Here is a 15,538-nt window from a genome sequence, read left to right as displayed (position 1 = left end):
AGGAGCATCATCATGAAAACTCAACGCTGCGGATGGTGTTCCGATGATCCACTCTATATTGCTTACCATGATGAAGAATGGGGCAAACCAGAACACGACGAAGCCCGATTATTTGAAATGCTCTGTCTTGAAGGACAACAAGCAGGTCTATCTTGGATTACCGTACTGAAAAAAAGAGAAAGCTACCGCCAGCACTTTTTTAATCACCCTATTGCTGACATTGCCGCATTTACGGATGACTTTTTAGAAACAAAACTATCCGATGCAGGCTTAATTCGTCACTTAGGCAAACTCAAAGCCATTCGTGATAATGCAATTGCTTGGCAAGCCCTTAAAGCCCAAGTTGGTGATGTTTCTAAATGGCTTTGGCAGTTTGTAGATGCCACTCCTCAACACAATGATGTTGTAGATTATCGCAACGCCCCTGCTCAAACTGAGCTCAGCCTAAAACTTTCCAAAACGCTTAAAAAAAATGGTTTCAAATTTGTTGGTCCAACCACCTGCTATGCGTTTATGCAGGCAGTGGGTATGGTCAATGACCATGAAAATGATTGTCAATTTAAAGCTTCATAACCCACCAGAACGGTTCAAATCCGCTTAAGGAGTTTCCGATGAGCAATAATACGATTCAGGCTTATGCTGCAATGCAGGCAGGTGAAAAACTGGTCCCATACCAATTTGATGCAGGTGAATTACAACCGCATCAGGTTGAGGTAAAAGTTGAATACTGTGGTTTGTGTCATTCTGATATTTCTGTTTTAAATAATGAATGGCGCTCAACCGTGTACCCTGTAGTTGCAGGCCATGAAATTATTGGACGAATTGTTGCTTTAGGCTCAGAAGCCAAAGGACTACAAATTGGGCAACGTGTCGGTATTGGCTGGACCGCTGAGAGTTGCCAAGCCTGTGATGAGTGTATTGGTGGTCAGCAAGTTCTTTGTACGGGCGAAAATGTCGCAACAATCGTGGGACATGCGGGTGGCTTTGCCGATAAGGTTCGTGCTGGTTGGCAATGGGCCATTCCCCTTCCCGAAGATTTAGACCCCGAAAGTGCAGGCCCTTTACTTTGCGGCGGAATTACCGTTTTTGACCCATTACTCAAACACAAAATTCAGGCAACACATCACGTGGGTGTGATTGGTATTGGTGGTTTGGGTCATATCGCCATTAAGCTCCTTAAAGCGTGGGGCTGTGAAATTACGGCTTTTAGTTCTAACCCAGATAAAACCGAAGAACTCAAAGCTATGGGAGCCGACCATGTGGTGAATAGCCGCGATACAGAAGCGGTAAAAGCTCAAAAGGGTAAATTTGATTTATTGCTGAGTACCGTAAATGTGTCTTTAAATTGGCGTGCTTTCATTTCTACGCTAGCACCAAACGGTTCTTTGCACTTCTTAGGACTTACACTAGAACCTGTTCCTGTTTCTGTAGGTTCTCTCATTGATGGTGCCAAATCAGTAACTGGTTCACCTACAGGTTCACCTGCCGCTCTACGCCAACTTTTAAAGTTTGCCGCACGCAAAAAAATTGCGCCTCAAATTGAGCTATTTCCAATGTCACAGCTCAATGAAGCAATTGAACGTCTACACTCAGGTCAAGCACGCTACCGCATTGTGCTTAAAGCAGACTTCGCAGAATAAAACTAACTCACTGTTTGCATCTGTTGTCGAGACCAGTCTGCCAAGCTCATAATTGCTTGGCGGACATCGGCTGTTAACTCATGGCCTGCGTTTAAACGAATAAAATGTCGATAGCGTTCATCCTCACCAAAAACATGGCCCGGTACCACTGTAATTCCCTGAGCTTGTGCAGTGTAATAGAGCGCTAAACTATCTACACTCTTAGGTAACTGTATCCATAATGCATATCCGCCTTCGGGCTGGCTCAATGCAATTGGTATACCTTCAAAGGCTCTTAAAATACAGCTACGGTATTCTTCAACTTGCCGCATTAAATTTGGTCGTAGCTGCTCTAAATGCTCTCGATAACCACGACTATAAATAAAATCAGCTAGACCTAACTGTAAGGGTGTATTCACGCCAATATTACTTACTAGCAGTTCAAGTTTTAGATGTACTAGCTTTGTCGTTAAACAAAACCATCCTACTCGATACGCACTCGACAAAGACTTAGACACTGAACCACACCAAATCACATAACCTTCACGGTCCCAATATCGAATGGGTAATGGCCGCTCACTACTGTAGCCACACTCACCAAAAATATCGTCTTCAATAATAAAACACTGATACTTTGCAGATAATTCAGCAATCTTCTGCTTCTCTGTGTTGCTAAAGCAATATCCCAAAGGATTTTGGTAGTTGGCTGTCATTAAGCAAACCTTCGCCAAACCTTGCTGCATTAAAGATTCTAAGCGCTCAAGATCAATTCCGCGATAATCTGCCGGAATCTCAACAATCTGTCGTTTTAAACTTGCTAATAACTGTAAATGACCATTGTAGGTGGGTGTAGGAATAAGAATACTATCGCCCACTTCAGTAAGCTTCTGAATCACTAAAGACAAAGCCGGCATACAGCCATTGGTAATAAAAATATCTTCTGGAGCGATATAAATACCATCTTCACGCCAATGATCGGATAGTGCTTTTCTTAATTGTTCATGGCCTTGTTTATTACAATAAAGAAAATCTTGAGGCTGACAATTTTTTAAAGCACGTTGAATAGAACGACGTAAACCTTCTACAGGAATAAAGTGCGGCGTTAACTGAATCGATCCCAAAGGTACAAGATGACTTTGTAAGGCAGCTTCCTGAATTTGGTTATGCAACTCCAGATTTGAGACATGTCGAGGCAAAGATAAAAAATCTGGACTATCCGGAATAGGGCTGGATGGGGTACGAGCAACCACAAAATAACCTGACTTCGGCTTTACATAAATGAGTCCCCTCGCCTCAAGTAATTCATAGCAACTTTTTGCTGTACTTAAACTAATACCTTGTTGACGGGCAAAATCTCGTAAGGAAATGAGCTTTTGATGAGGTTTAAGTTCATCTTGATAAATACGATGTGCTAATTGATTGGCAAGAACCTGATATTGAAAAGTCATTCTGTGCTGCTTTTTTAAAAATTTCTGTATCTGTACTGGTTTATAGAACACCTTTAGGCTATGGAAATCAACTCAGAGAGTAGCAAACCAATGAAATTAAAAGTTATATTGTTATTTACTATTGTTTTAGCAGGTTGCCAACCACACCCAAAAAATGAACAGCACAGACACACGGTTTGCCAAAGTTTGATTGAAGGTTATTTAAAAATGACCAACCAGCAAGACTACAAAATGGAGCAACGCACTGATGACGAGACCAGTGCGATTTCTCATTATCAATATAAACGTAATAGCTCAAATGAAGTTGTTATGGTGAATTCAGTCTATTCCAAATTATATTTTAGCTGCCAAGAACAGCAAAAAAGCTATTTTCTGTCTCAACATTCGGCAGAAGGACAAACGACACCTATTTTAGAAGTTCATATTCCAACCGATAGTTATACGACCTTTAGAGAGCGTTTTTAAAACCATCTTTTAATTGTTCTGCCAAAAATTCAATGAATAAACGGATTCGTTTTGGTAGATGCTCTTGTTGATAATACACAGCATGGATGCTTTGATATTGATGCTCAATTTTGTCTTCAAATAATGCAATCAATCGCCCTTCTTCCATATCTTTCCAAATTTCAAATTCAGATAGTCGCGCAATGCCATGTCCTCTAATCGTCAGTTGGCGTACGGTCTCCCCACTCGATGCTTTAATTTTTGATTGGGCAAAAAAATATTCATCGCCAACTTTAATTGGCCAACTATTGATATAAGTAGGTCTAGTAAAGCCAATCAAATCATGCTGTTCAAGTTCTTCAGGTTGTGTTGGCGTTCCCTTAAGAGCTAGATAGTCAGGACTTGCCACAATATATAAACGGCTCTTACATACCAATTTGGCGTGCAGACTAGAGTCATTAAGTTCCCCAAATCGAAATGCGACATCGGTTTTATGCTGAAGTAAGTCAATCACCTGATCATTGCTATTTAATTCGATTTCAATATCGGGGTAACACTCACGGAATTTATGCATTAATGGTGCAATCACGTGCAAAACAAACGGTGTGGCAGAATCAACCCGAATAAGACCGGCAGTACCTTGATCAGACTTTTGAAGTTCTTCTTCGGCCGCATTCAGCTCATTTAAAATTTTACGGGCTTTTATAAGAAATTGTTGCCCTTCTTGAGTCAGTTTCAATTTACGCGTTGTTCGCTCTAGCAAAGTCACATCTAACTTTGCTTCCAAACGGGTTAAAGAGCGGCTCACCCCCGAAGGTGTTTGCTTTAAATGTTCTGCTGCTGCCACAAATGAACCTGTATCAACAATTGTGATAAAGGCAATAAGTTCTTCAATTGTTGATTTCATGGTTTATTCTATTATTGACTAAACATCAAAGATATTTTGCTTATTCATCTATTTTTTCGCAACAATAAAAAAAGCAAAATGCACCTCAAGTTAAACAATTATTTAATTTCAGGTGAATACATGAATATCCCACGTTTTGGTCTAGGAACTTTCCGCCTTAAAGAACAAGCTGTGATTGATTCTGTTAAAAATGCGTTAGATGTCGGTTATCGTGCAATTGATACTGCTCAAATCTATGAAAATGAAGCAGCAATTGGTCAAGCGATTGCTGAAAGTGGCGTATCACGTCAGGACTTGTTTTTAACTACAAAAATCTGGGTAGATAATTTTGCTCAAGAGAAGTTTATTCCAAGCTTAAAAGAGAGCTTACAAAAGCTTCGTACTGACCATGTCGATTTAACTTTGATTCACTGGCCAGCACCGGATTTAGGCGTTTCAATTCCTGAAATCATGCAGCTTTTACTTGAAGCAAAACAACAAGGCTTAACCAAACAAATTGGTATTTCAAACTTCAATATTGCACTTACCCAACAAGCAATTGACACAATTGGTGTAGAGCATATTGCAACGAACCAGATTGAGCTGAGTCCTTATCTTCAAAACCATAAACTTGTGAATTTCTTACAAGAGAAGAATATTGATGTCACTTCATACATGACGCTTGCATACGGCAAAGTGCTTCAAGACCCTGTTTTAGCGGAGATTGCAGCAGCTCATAAAGCAACGACAGCGCAAATTGCATTAGCATGGGCATTGCAGCGTGGTTTTGCAGTCATTCCATCTTCGACTAAACGTGAAAACCTGATTAGTAATTTAAAAGCACAGGATATCGAGTTAACTGCGGCTGAAATGCAAATGATTGCCGAACTTGATCGTAACAGTCGTGAAGTTAGCCCAGAGCCATGGGCACCAGTTTGGGACTAAACTCATGAACACTCAATCAAATACGGCGTTCTCGTTATTGGCATTGGCAATTGGTGCCTTTGCCATTGGCACCACGGAATTTTCCCCAATGGGGTTACTTCCGAACATCGCTAATGATTTAGGGATTTCAATTCCAACAGCCGGTATGTTAATTACAGGCTATGCACTTGGCGTAATGCTAGGTGCACCGTTTATGACCCTGTGGTTTGGTGGTTTTGCACGACGTAATGCGCTTATTTTTTTGATGGCGATCTTTACGGTCGGTAACCTGATTGCAGCGTTTTCGCCAAATTATATGAGCTTATTAGGTGCACGTCTCATTACAAGCCTGAACCACGGTGCCTTCTTCGGGATTGGTTCTGTTGTGGCAGCGAGTATTGTCCCAGCGCATAAACAGGCTAGTGCAGTGGCAACCATGTTTATGGGCTTAACCATTGCCAATATTGGTGGTGTGCCTTTAGCAACATGGGTTGGGCAAAACATTGGCTGGCGTATGTCTTTCCTTGCGATTTCCGTGCTCGGCATCATTACTATGCTCGCTTTGTGGAAAGCATTACCGCAAGGTATGGTTGCCCAAAAACCAAACGTGAAGGCCGAGTTAAAAGTATTAACGCGTACCCCTGTGGTCCTTGCATTACTCACTACCGTACTCGGTGCAGGTGCAATGTTTACGCTCTACACCTATATTGCGCCAAGTTTGACTGAGTTTACGCATGCTTCACCGACCTTCATTACGTTCATGTTGGTGCTGATTGGTGTCGGTTTCTCGATTGGTAACCATTTAGGCGGCCGTTTTGCAGACTTGTCCATCAACAAAACTCTGATTGGTTTCTTGGTACTGTTGATCGTGATGATGGTGACTTTCCCAATTCTTGCTCAAAGCCAGATTGGAGCAGCCATTGCGTTGGTGATATGGGGTGCAGCAACCTTTGCTTTAGTACCGCCATTACAAATGCGTGTCATGTCAGTCGCTCATGAAGCTCCAGGGCTTGCCTCTTCAGTAAATATCGGTGCGTTTAACCTAGGTAATGCAGTAGGTGCCGCTGCAGGCGCGTTAGTACTCGATTTAGGTTGGGGTTATAGTGCAGTATCTTTTGCGGGTGCCTTACTGGCGGGATTAGGTTTGTTATTGGTTTTATTCCAAATCAAACGAGAAAGCAGCCCCGCTCAAACCTTACAACAGTGTTCAGACTAATAAAAAAAGCGCCTGAGATCAGGCGCTTTTTTTAGCTTATTTATTTTAAAATTTCCGGCAACTTAGGTTGCTCATAAATCGGGTTCATTACTTCCCGTTTCATTTTAAGCAGCATCTGATAAGGTTGCTGTTGAACAAACATATTGACGAAGCTCAACGGAATTGCACCCGCTGGATCAGCATAGCCACTAGTGGTGACTTTGACTTTATTATTGGCAAGTTTCTGAAATGTCCAGTCCCCTTCATAGCGTGTTAGGCGCACGACATCGGGTTGTATAGGATAGTTACTATTAACTGCCGTATTTTTAATAGTAATTAGGCCATTGGCTGCTTTACTCATTTTTCCTTTAACCACTACATCGCGATCTTTTAGCGGAAAAGGAAAATCTAACACCATATATAAAGTAAATTCGCCTTTCTTTTCATCCTGAGAAAGCATTTGGACCTTGCCCATATAAGGCACCCATTGAGCCGCACGATCTACATCTAAAATCACCGCCACAGCGCGTTCAAGAGGTACATCAAACGTTGTTTCCGCTTTATATTGAAAGACTGGGTTATCTGCTTTTTGATAGGTCCACACTTTAATATGATTACGGTCTAGGCTGAGTTTAGCCTTGTCTGTAGAGGCAGCCCCTGTATAGAGGCTGCTTAAGCAAAGAAGAGTGGTCAAAGCAATTTGTTTTTTATTCATGTTCTGCTCTATCTTGTTTTTCTCGCCACATATGGGAAGTGTACAGATGGTTTACACCTGTACGTCGTTCAACCCTAAAACATCTTTCATGTCATATTTACGCGCTTCACGGCCCACAACCCATGCAGCAGCTCGTACTGCACCGGCAGCAAAGTTCATACGGTTAGTGGCTTTGTGAGTCACTTCAACACGCTCACCCTCACCAATAAACATGACCGTATGTTCCCCTACAATATCGCCACCACGGATGGTTTCGAAACCAATGGTTTGACGATCACGTGGACCGGTATACCCTTCACGACCATAAACAGCAACTTCTTTTAAGTTACGGCCTAAAGTATCCGCAATTGCTTCACCCATCATTAATGCAGTACCTGATGGTGCATCTACTTTATGACGGTGGTGAGCTTCAATTACTTCAATATCTACTGTATCGCCAAATACTTTTGCTGCAAGCTCAAGTAACTTGATTGATACATTTACGCCAACAGAGTAGTTCGCAGCATATACAACAGGTGTATGCGTTGCTGCTTCATCCAATTCAGCCTTTTGCTCATCAGACATCCCTGTGGTGCCAATCACCATAGCCACGCCAGCTTCACGACATAACTTTAAATGCTGGGCGGTTGCAGCTGGTGCAGTAAAATCAATGATTACATCGCAATCTTTAAGTACATCAGCCAAGCTTCCTGAAACCTTCACACCCACTGAACCAATTCCTGCAAGTTCACCAGCATCAGCACCGATTAAAGTACTTTCTGGGCGTACAACAGCGGCTCCCAATTGATAACCTGCTTGTTGAACTGCCTGAATAAGTATACGACCCATACGGCCGCCTGCACCCAAAATACCAATGCGTGGAGCTGCTGACATAATCCTTCCCAATCTTCTGTTTTACGTAATTGGCTTACTATATCAAAACTCTTTGCTCACGATAAAAAGTAAAAAATATTTTTTAAAGGGAACCGGAATTTAATCTGTTTTCACAAAAGTTAAAGAATTGATCTGCACACTACTGAGCCACGAATGAAAAAAAGATGACTATAAGGAGTTCAGCATGCATTCGAAAATTATTGGCCTAACCGCCATTATGGGGATAATAAGTTCAGTGGCATTTGCAGAACCTGCAATCCAGCCCGGAGAAACATTAGAGAGCTTATCTAAAGCACGTATTACAACAAACGTAAATACTGCAGCAACACCTACAGCTCAAACAAGCGATGCTACTGCTGAGGTTAAAGTTGAAGATATTGATCCAATCATTGAAGAAAAAACTGAAGAAACAGTAAAAGCAGCTATACAACCAGCTCCTCAAGCTACTGTCGAAGCTGTAGTGGCTCCAGTTGCATCAAGTCAACTCAACGTAAGTGTTGATGATATTGATGTCGCTCATCCTACAGAATAATTACGAGTCATTTTCTTTTAAGCAGAATAAAAATAATAAGATGAATCAGCGCAATAAAAAGGCGGATATTTTATCAATATCCGCCTTCTTTTTAATTTCTGATCTAATCAATCATTAATCGAATAAGCGATCAAAGAAAGATTTTTTCTTTGGTGAAGAAGCACTGTCTTCACCATCGAAAGATGCTTGTAATTCTTTAAGTAATTCACGTTGACGAGAGGTTAGGTTAACTGGTGTTTCTACCACGATACGGCAAAGTAAATCACCCACCATACTGCTACGTACAGGGCGCACACCTTTACCACGTAACCGGAATAATTTACCTGTTTGAGTTCCCTCAGGAATCTTCAAGCTAACTCGGCCTTCCAAAGTCGGGATTTCAATTTCTTTACCAAGTGCAGCATCAGCAATGCTTACTGGTACGTCCATATATAAATCGGCACCATCACGTTGGAAAATTTCGTGTTCACGAACAACCACTTCAACGTATAAGTCACCAGCTTGACCATCACGAATAGCCTCGCCTTTACCACTTAAACGAACGCGGTCACCATTATCCACACCCGCTGGAATCGTCACTTCTAATGTTTGCTGACGATCTGCTACACCTGAACCATGACATGCATGGCATGGGTTTTTAATAATTTTGCCTTGGCCACGACATGTGCCACAAGTTTGTTGTACAGAGAAGAAACCTTGCTGCATACGCACTTGTCCTGAACCGTGACAAGTTTTACAAGTTTCTACATCTTTTGGATTTTTAGAGCCTTTACCATCACACACATCACATGGTGCTGGAGCAGTAAAGGTAATTGTTTTTTTAACCCCTTTTACAGCTTCCTCAAGGGTAAGTTCCATTACATAGCGTAAATCTGAACCGCGACGTTGGCGTTGCTGACGTCCGCCGCCACCAAACGCTCCACCAAAGATATCACCGAACTGGCTAAAAATATCTTCTGCACTGAAACCGCCAAAGCCACCACCAGCGCCACCAAAGCCGCCTTCAAACGCATTATGTCCCATACGGTCATACATGCTGCGTTTTTCGCTGTCCGATAAAATCTCATAAGCTTCAGAAGCTTCTTTAAATTTTTCTTCAGCCTCGGCATTGTCAGGGTTTCTGTCAGGATGATATTTCATCGCCAATTTACGATAGGCTTTTTTGATCTCATCATCACTTGCGGTTTTTGAAACGCCTAAAACCTCATAATAATCACGTTTAGCCATGTTTGGCGGTGCTCCTCACGGAAATTTTATCAATACTCTATTGCCGACTAAATGGGGGGCTTTAGCCGAATTTACAAGGGGAAAACTTTCAAAAAACAGATATATTAAAAAACTGCCTTATTTTTTAAATATTTAGACAAGCCTTTTAACCATGCATTTAATAAAAATAACCAAGCAATAGCACTAAAAACTACACCAGCAACTGTTGAAGCCGTTACCCAAAGGTTGCTATCCCATGCAAAAAAGAAGAGAGGAATAAACCAGACCACAGCAAAAACTGACATGAGGAGGAATAAAATACCATTGCGCATAATCCATAGCGCATGAGCATGAATCCAAACTTCCGCATCATCCACAACAGCTACTTTACGAGCGACCAGATAAGCAAAGGCCGCAAAAATAACCGTAAACAATGCAAGAAACATGAACGCATAAGAAATTACAATATAACGGCGATGCTCTTCGATATGGTCTTGCCCCATCTGTATTTCACCTCAATTCACTGCATTATGCCTATTTTTTATGCAGCGAAATAATCCTGTATTTTTTGTGTAAAGACAGGTGCTACTATATTGGACTTTTCAATATTTCGCACCTTTATTCACAAAAAATTTATGTATTTTATGCTGTTTTTTTCACCTTAAACCACGCTGCATACAATGCAGGTAAGAAAAATAATGTCAGCAAGGTAGCAACAATGAGTCCGCCCATAATCGCAACAGCCATTGGACCGAAGAAAATACTCCGCGAAAGAGGGATCATGGCGAGTACTGCTGCCAATGCCGTGAGAATAATCGGACGGAAACGGCGTACTGTTGCATCAATAATTGCTTCCCACGTTGGATGCCCTGCCTGTCTGTCTTGTTCAATCTGATCAATCAGAATGAGTGAGTTACGCATAATCATGCCGGATAAGGCAATGGTTCCTAGCATGGCAACAAAACCAAATGGTTTATTAAACAAAAGTAAGAATAAAACAACGCCAATTAAGCCTAATGGTGCAGTCAAAAATACAATTGTTGCCCGAGACAAACTCTTCAGCTGAATCATGAGTAATGTCATGACCACTGCCAAAAAGAGTGGCATACCGGCATTGACCGAACTTTGTCCGCGTGCCGACTCTTCCACTGTTCCCCCCACTTCAATGAGGTAGCCACTTGGCAGCTCAGCGCGTAACTTGTCCATTGATTCAGCTAACTCACCAACAACAGTAGCTGGCTGTAAATTGGTACGAATATCTGCACGAACAGTAATTGTCGGTAACCGATTACGGTGCCAAATCAGACCATCTTCAAATTTGTATTCAATTTTCGCAATCTGGGCTAAAGGTACAGTTGTTCCATTCGCAGTTGGTACTGCAAGGCTCGCCAGTGAAGCTACTTCAACACGCTCAGCTTTATCACCACGTAATCGGATTTCAATCAGCTCACGCTTTTCACGATACTGTTCAATCGCACTACCTGTAATTGAGGCGTTCAAGAAGTTGGCTAAATCGAGGCTGGACACACCCATTTGTTGAGCACGGTCTTGATCAATTTGAATTGAAATAATCTTGCTTGGCTCGCCCCAATCCAAATGCACATTGGTGGTATTCGGGTTTTCACTAATTACCCTAGCAACCTGCTGTGCTTCTTTACGTACCAGATTTAAATCTTCACCTGACACACGATACTGCAATGGATAACCAACAGGTGGGCCATTTTCGAGTAATGACACGCGAGTACGGACTTGTGGGAGCAACTGCTTAATTTGGGTTTCTAAAGAACGGCGAATTTCATCACGATCATCAAGCGATGATGCCAAAACAACAAACTGCGCAAAGCTGGCTTGCGGTAATTGCTGGTCTAGAGGTAAATAAAAACGTGGTGAACCTGTACCGACATAGGCTACATAATTATCAATCCCTTTTTGTTTAGACAGGAATTGTTCAACCTTTTTCACCGCTTGCTCTGTAGCGGTTAACGATGCGCCTTCTTCGAGTTTTAAATCGACTAAAATTTCAGCGCGGTTTGAAGGCGGGAAAAACTGCTGTGGCACCATCTTAAACATGAGTACAGACAGCATAAAAATCCCCACCGTTGTTGCAATCACGGTTTTACGGTAGGTCACACAAAACTCGACCATTTTCCGAAAACGTAAATAGAAACTTGATTGATAAGGATCGTAATGATGGTCCTGTGAAATGGCCACAGTTTGCGGTTGCGGTTTTTTAGTTATTCTTGCCCATAAACGGACATACCAAGGTGCTTGATGACCTGTCTTGGTAAAATCAGGTAGTAGTTTTTCACCCAAATAAGGTACAAATAAAACTGCGGCAACCCAAGACACCAATAAAGCAATCGTCACGACCTGAAAGATAGAGCGTGTGTATTCACCTGTACTGGACTGAGCCGTAGCAATAGGTAAAAAGCCTGCGGCGGTAATTAATGTCCCCGTCAACATCGGAAATGCTGTTGTTTTCCATGCAAATCCGGCGGCCTTAATTCGGCTATACCCTTGCTCCATCTTAATGGCCATCATCTCGACCGCAATAATGGCATCGTCTACAAGCAGGCCCAAAGCTAGAATTAGGGCACCAAGCGAAATCTTGTGCAGCCCGACATCAAATAAATTCATGCCAGCAAAAGTCATTGCTAAAACCAAAGGAATGGAAAAAGCGACAACTAAACCCGTCCGGAAACCTAATGAGAAAAAGCTCACTAACAAGACAATAATGACTGCTTCAGCAAGTACTTTGACAAACTCATGGATACTGCGTTGTACCGCTACAGGTTGGTCAGAAACTTTCTGCAATTTCATGCCTAGAGGTAATGTTTTTTGCAGTTGGGCAAATTCAGTTTCCAGATTTTTACCTAAGGCAATAATATCGCCGCCTTTACGCATAGATACGGCAATACCAATACCATTGTCACCCATAAAACGCATACGCGGCTGAGCAGGTTGGCTAAAACCACGGTAGACATCAGCAACGTCACCAAGCTGAATAGTTTTATCGCCTACCAGTAAAGGCATTTTTTTAATGTCCTCTACGCTTTGTAATTGGCCACTTACTCGAATTTGAATACGATCCGTTCCAGTTTCAAAAAAGCCTGCACTTGCCATGCTATTTTGCTTTTGTAGGGCTTCTTGTATGGCAGAAACAGGAATCCCGAGCTGAACGGCTTTAGTGTTTGAAATTTCAATCCAGATTTTCTGATCTTGCAGCCCAATTAGCTCAACTTTGCCTACATCTTTGACTCTCTGTAGTTGTAATTGCAAACGATCGGCATATTCTTTCAAAAGCGCATAGTCAAAGTCTTTGCCTGTCAGTACATAAATATTACCGAAAGTATCGCCAAATTCATCATTAAAAAATGGACCTTGCACACCACTTGGGAGTTCATGGCGAATGTCATTGACCTTCTTCCGAACGTTGTACCAAACATCAGGAATCTGCGCAGAAGTGAGAGAATCTTTAGCAACAAAAGTCACCATCGACTCGCCTGGACGGGAATACGCCATAATCTTGTCATACTGACCTGTGGTCATCAGTTCCTTTTCGATACGGTCCGTAACTAAAGTAGAAACTTCTTTGGCTGTCGCGCCTGGCCAGTAGGTTTGTACGACCATGACTTTAAAGGTAAATGGCGGATCTTCACTTTGTGAGAGTTTTGAATAAGAAATTGCACCAATAATGCCGAGCAAGAGCATGAAATAAAGGACAATACCTTTATTGTTCAGTGCCCATTCAGAGAGATTAAATTTCATGGTTATTTGGCTCCCTGAATTTTCACTGCACGATTTTCACGATCAATCGGGTGAATCTTCTGTTTATCGCGCAGCAAGTGCACACCACCAATCACGACCCAATCATTTGGTGTTAAACCCGATAATACCGGAACACTATCTCTGCCATAAGCACCAATCGTTACAGGCACTTTACGTAAGGTCTGATTCGCATTCACCACCCATACATAAGGTTGGTTATCTGTTGCAGATACACTCGAAAGTGGCACACTCATGACATTAGTTTGAGTCGAACTAAAAAATACACGTGCACTTTGCCCAAGCTGAATAGCAGACTGACCTTCTTTGAGTGCCACCTTAACTGTGAATGTACGGGACTGGTCAGCAGCTGGAGAAACTTCGCGTACATATCCAGCAAATCGTTCGTTCGGTTTAGACCACAAAGTTATCCATGCCGCTTGGCCAACTTTAATCTCGCTAACTGCTTGTTCCGGTACGCCGATGACCACTTCACGTTCACCATCTATTGCCAGTTGATAAGCCGCTTGCCCTGCTGCAACCACCTGTCCAATTTCAATATTACGTGCTGTAATCACCCCGTTTTTATTAGAAACAAGTTGGTTATAACCAGTCTGGTTGGCAGAAACTTCATAATTAGAACGAGCTTGTTGTAATGCTGCCTGAGCCGCATCATATTGATTTTTTACCGTATCGTATTGCGAACGGCTCACGGCATTTATGGGTAATAATTGTTGAAAACGTTTAAGCTCATCTGAGGCTGTTTTTGCTGCTGCCTGTGCATTGTCTAGCTGAGCTTTAGCAGCATTTAATTGTAGCTGTGCATCTGCCACATCGAGTTTTGCTAATACTTGCCCAACTCTAACTCGGTCGCCTACATCGACATAGCGAGCCGTAACTTGTCCACCCACCCGAAATGCCAAGGCAGTTTGTTGTCGAGCCTGTACATCTCCAGCATAGCTTTTTTGTTCGTGAAGTGTGGTTGAAGGCTGGGTCACCATCACATAGGGTATTTCTTCTGTTTTGGGAGCCTCTTTACTACACCCCGTTAATGTGACCATGCAAACAATCATCATACTCATGATGAGAGGTTTTAACAGATTCATATCTTATCGCTCTTATTCAAACTGGTTTTTTAAGGCACAATATATTTGCATCATAGTTTGTTTGTTTTTTAATTAATATACCCATTGGTACATTAATTAAAGAAAAACTTATAAGTATTTATTTTTATATAGTTTTATTAGAGGGTTTCGTGCAAACAGTTAATCAAAGTGGTCGCCCCAAAGATCTGGAAAAGCGTGCTCGTATCTTACAGGCCGCTAAAGCTATTTTTTTAAAGTCCGGTTATCACGGTACCAGCATGAACCTGATTGCACAGGAAGCGGGCGTTACTAAACTCACGGTTTATAATCACTTTCAAGACAAAGCAAACCTGTTTATCTGTGCCATTACAGAAACTTGTGAAGAGACTCTAGGCACTAAACTATTTGAATTAGATGCATCGGCAGACTTTTATCAAACACTTTATATGGTGTGTTCACGTGCCTTGCAGATTATTTATTCCCCCGAAGCACTTAAACTCGAGCATGTATTATTTGAACTTGCAGCAGAGCAAAGTCCACTCGCCCTACAGTTTTTTGACGCATCCCATACCCGTCTGCAAAATCAGTTAGTTGAGTTTTTTCAAAAAGCTGCTCAATTAGGTTTTATTCAGGCCGATGATCCGCTATATCAAACAGAGCTGCTTTTGACCTTATTGCTTGGTGTACGCCATCACAAGGTTCTACTTAGAATTATTCCTGTACCGAATGCTCAAGAGATAGATCGGTTTATTCGGGATGCTATTGATTTATTTCTACTCAGATATCGGCATTAAACCAAAGTCCGATTGCCAAAATTTGCAACGGGTGCATGCCGACTTTTAAAGC

The 15,538-nt window shown here is 41.9% G+C and carries 15 protein-coding genes; 7 read left to right on the top strand and 8 right to left on the bottom strand.

What is annotated here, in order from left to right; genetic code table 11:
• Window positions 1-12 precede the first annotated feature (12 nt).
• Together MKL62_RS15580 and ahr are read left to right on the top strand one after the other, a co-directional pair.
• Window positions 13-573, top strand: a complete 561-nt coding sequence (locus MKL62_RS15580; protein WP_000857017.1) for a DNA-3-methyladenine glycosylase I — start codon at window positions 13-15, stop codon at window positions 571-573.
• Window positions 574-611: 38 nt separating this feature from the next.
• Window positions 612-1,640, top strand: a complete 1,029-nt coding sequence (gene ahr, locus MKL62_RS15575) for an NADPH-dependent aldehyde reductase Ahr (protein WP_000069843.1) — start codon at window positions 612-614, stop codon at window positions 1,638-1,640.
• A 2-nt stretch (window positions 1,641-1,642) separates the two neighbouring features.
• Here ahr and MKL62_RS15570 read toward each other — a convergent pair whose 3' ends face one another.
• Window positions 1,643-3,067, bottom strand: a complete 1,425-nt coding sequence (locus tag MKL62_RS15570; protein WP_005127810.1) for an aminotransferase-like domain-containing protein — start codon at window positions 3,065-3,067, stop codon at window positions 1,643-1,645.
• A 90-nt stretch (window positions 3,068-3,157) separates the two neighbouring features.
• On the opposite strand from MKL62_RS15570, the gene MKL62_RS15560 reads away from it, so the two are divergent.
• Window positions 3,158-3,532: a hypothetical protein gene (locus tag MKL62_RS15560; RefSeq protein WP_005127809.1), complete on the top strand. Its 375-nt coding sequence runs from the start codon at window positions 3,158-3,160 to the stop codon at window positions 3,530-3,532.
• Here MKL62_RS15560 and MKL62_RS15555 read toward each other — a convergent pair.
• A complete protein-coding gene (locus MKL62_RS15555; RefSeq protein ID WP_000843067.1) occupies window positions 3,516-4,418 on the bottom strand; it encodes a LysR family transcriptional regulator in 903 nt (300 codons plus the stop codon). The two genes, MKL62_RS15560 and MKL62_RS15555, sit on opposite strands and share 17 nt — an antisense overlap.
• 120 nt (window positions 4,419-4,538) lie before the next feature.
• Between MKL62_RS15555 and dkgB the strand changes: the two genes are divergently transcribed.
• Together dkgB and MKL62_RS15545 are read left to right on the top strand one after the other, a co-directional pair.
• Window positions 4,539-5,342, top strand: coding sequence for a 2,5-didehydrogluconate reductase DkgB (gene dkgB, locus MKL62_RS15550; RefSeq protein ID WP_001025227.1), 804 nt, complete (start codon window positions 4,539-4,541; stop codon window positions 5,340-5,342).
• A 4-nt stretch (window positions 5,343-5,346) separates the two neighbouring features.
• Window positions 5,347-6,537 (top strand): MFS transporter, encoded by a 1,191-nt coding sequence (locus tag MKL62_RS15545; RefSeq protein WP_001097146.1) that lies wholly within the window; start codon window positions 5,347-5,349, stop codon window positions 6,535-6,537.
• Window positions 6,538-6,577: 40 nt separating this feature from the next.
• Here MKL62_RS15545 and MKL62_RS15540 read toward each other — a convergent pair whose 3' ends face one another.
• Window positions 6,578-7,231, bottom strand: coding sequence for an START domain-containing protein (locus tag MKL62_RS15540; RefSeq protein ID WP_001036017.1), 654 nt, complete (start codon window positions 7,229-7,231; stop codon window positions 6,578-6,580).
• Between the two features lie 51 nt (window positions 7,232-7,282).
• Window positions 7,283-8,104, bottom strand: coding sequence for a 4-hydroxy-tetrahydrodipicolinate reductase (gene dapB, locus MKL62_RS15535; protein ID WP_005127808.1), 822 nt, complete (start codon window positions 8,102-8,104; stop codon window positions 7,283-7,285).
• A gap of 184 nt (window positions 8,105-8,288) precedes the next feature.
• Here dapB and MKL62_RS15530 point away from each other — a divergent pair, with 184 nt between their 5' ends.
• Window positions 8,289-8,636, top strand: coding sequence for a hypothetical protein (locus MKL62_RS15530; protein ID WP_000555693.1), 348 nt, complete (start codon window positions 8,289-8,291; stop codon window positions 8,634-8,636).
• 114 nt (window positions 8,637-8,750) lie between these two features.
• Here the strand turns inward: MKL62_RS15530 and dnaJ are convergent, their stop codons facing one another.
• The 4 genes from dnaJ to MKL62_RS15510 all read right to left on the bottom strand — a co-directional run bounded on the left by dnaJ (window position 8,751) and on the right by MKL62_RS15510 (window position 14,713).
• Window positions 8,751-9,863, bottom strand: a complete 1,113-nt coding sequence (dnaJ, locus tag MKL62_RS15525; protein WP_001119029.1) for a molecular chaperone DnaJ — start codon at window positions 9,861-9,863, stop codon at window positions 8,751-8,753.
• A 104-nt stretch (window positions 9,864-9,967) separates the two neighbouring features.
• A complete protein-coding gene (locus MKL62_RS15520) occupies window positions 9,968-10,345 on the bottom strand; it encodes a hypothetical protein (protein ID WP_005127807.1) in 378 nt (125 codons plus the stop codon).
• A gap of 139 nt (window positions 10,346-10,484) precedes the next feature.
• Window positions 10,485-13,610: an efflux RND transporter permease subunit gene (locus tag MKL62_RS15515; protein WP_005127806.1), complete on the bottom strand. Its 3,126-nt coding sequence runs from the start codon at window positions 13,608-13,610 to the stop codon at window positions 10,485-10,487.
• 2 nt (window positions 13,611-13,612) lie between these two features.
• Entirely contained in the window at window positions 13,613-14,713 is a 1,101-nt protein-coding gene (locus tag MKL62_RS15510; protein WP_001050646.1) for an efflux RND transporter periplasmic adaptor subunit, read from the bottom strand.
• A 149-nt stretch (window positions 14,714-14,862) separates the two neighbouring features.
• Here MKL62_RS15510 and MKL62_RS15505 point away from each other — a divergent pair, with 149 nt between their 5' ends.
• Window positions 14,863-15,486, top strand: a complete 624-nt coding sequence (locus MKL62_RS15505) for a TetR/AcrR family transcriptional regulator (RefSeq protein ID WP_033523151.1) — start codon at window positions 14,863-14,865, stop codon at window positions 15,484-15,486.
• The last annotated feature ends 52 nt before the right edge of the window (window positions 15,487-15,538 follow it).

Source organism: Acinetobacter sp. AOR01_HL (assembly GCF_027855455.1).
GTDB classification, from domain to species: Bacteria; Pseudomonadota; Gammaproteobacteria; order Pseudomonadales; family Moraxellaceae; genus Acinetobacter; species Acinetobacter baumannii.
This window is presented reverse-complemented; position numbering and strand designations above follow the sequence as displayed.